This window comes from Bradyrhizobium sp. 31Argb (genome assembly GCF_043638955.1).
GTDB lineage: Bacteria > Pseudomonadota > Alphaproteobacteria > Rhizobiales > Xanthobacteraceae > Bradyrhizobium.
The window spans coordinates 1-1,294 of the sequence record NZ_JBEGDB010000599.1 but is presented as its reverse complement, the minus strand read 5'-3'; the positions used below and the strand labels follow the sequence as shown (position 1 = coordinate 1,294).

Here is a 1,294-nt window from a genome sequence, read left to right as displayed (position 1 = left end):
GGGCTGCTCACGATCGTCTGAATTCGGCGCTCATGATCGCGCGAAATCGCTGCTCACCATCAGTGAAATATGCAGCAAGAGCCCGAGCAAGATGGGAAATATGCGTTTCCAAACCGCCGGCACGCCCTTCAGATTGATGGAGAGGACGTAGACGTTGACGAAGACCTCGATGATGACGATGGCGGGGTTGAGAATGCGATTGGTGTAGAAAACCAGCGCAAGGGGTACAGTGAGTGACGAAAAGCCGTAGCCGATGGCTCCATTTACAAAGGCCGCAAAAAACGTCGTTGCGGCCAGAAAAAACATAGCGGCATCAAAGGCGGGCATTCAACTTTCCAACTCCGAAGAGCGTCGGATCACGCGTCAGCGGGACCAGACCAACATTGGTCATCAGGCTTGCGGCAGATTCAGATCACTCCCTTAGCACCTCCAGCTGCCTTCATAGTGGCAGCGGTCAAGTGCAAAGGTTCGCCAGTTGCTCCCATTACAGACTTCAGTTGTATAACGGAAGCCGTGCTGTGTTTCCCACTATCTAACTACGACCACTCAGCCAGACGTGCCAGTCTATTTTTTTCGAATGTCAATCAACGGTCTTCGTATGGTGATCTAAAGGCTCATGTTCCTGAGCTTCTCCATCTCCGTCGCTTGCATGAAATTCGGCCCTGCCATTTTGATCGCTGATCGCGATGTTGATTAGAGGCACCTTCTCAAGATAGGCACCAATGTTTTTCTCTAAAGCGAGCAATCGCCCGGGGGCAGCTGGAAGCAGCAGGGCTCAGCCCTCTGGGCAAAGCCGAAGAAAACGTAACGAGGCAACGCCGTCGTAGCAGCCAATGTCCAAAATCACTGGATCTGACTTCTGCAGGAACGAAACAATGTGCTGATGGATCTCCAAGGCGAAAGTGGGCTCACGTGTTTCCATTCAACTTCGTCCCTCGCGCCTCAATGGCACGCAACAGCCTATCAAGTGAGCTTAAGGTTTCGCGACCCCCCGATTGTCAAATGGTCCAGCTTCGACGTCGAAAGTACACACGACTCAACGGGTGGCTCAACTCTACAGAGGTAAACAGGCGATATAGAACCGGTTGCAAAACCTATACCAAGGTTTGTCTACAGACGGCGCGGTATGAGCCACGCGAGACTTGTGACGTACATGCCGATCAGAACGGACACGAGCCTCCGCTGATATTCCCTCTCCACCTCTTTGTCGCAGACAGGACTGAAATGGACCCCGATTGTGGGACCACGTGCTTAGTTGGAAGGGGCTGCTCCGTTTGATAGACGGAGCGCATGA

Annotated in this window: 1 protein-coding gene; it reads right to left on the bottom strand. The window is 52.8% G+C overall.

Features of this window, described 5'->3' with window-relative positions; translation table 11 throughout:
- Positions 1 to 30 precede the first annotated feature (30 nt).
- Positions 31 to 327: a hypothetical protein gene (locus AAFX91_RS41735; RefSeq protein WP_394570353.1), complete on the bottom strand. Its 297-nt coding sequence runs from the start codon at positions 325 to 327 to the stop codon at positions 31 to 33.
- Positions 328 to 1,294: the final 967 nt, after the last annotated feature.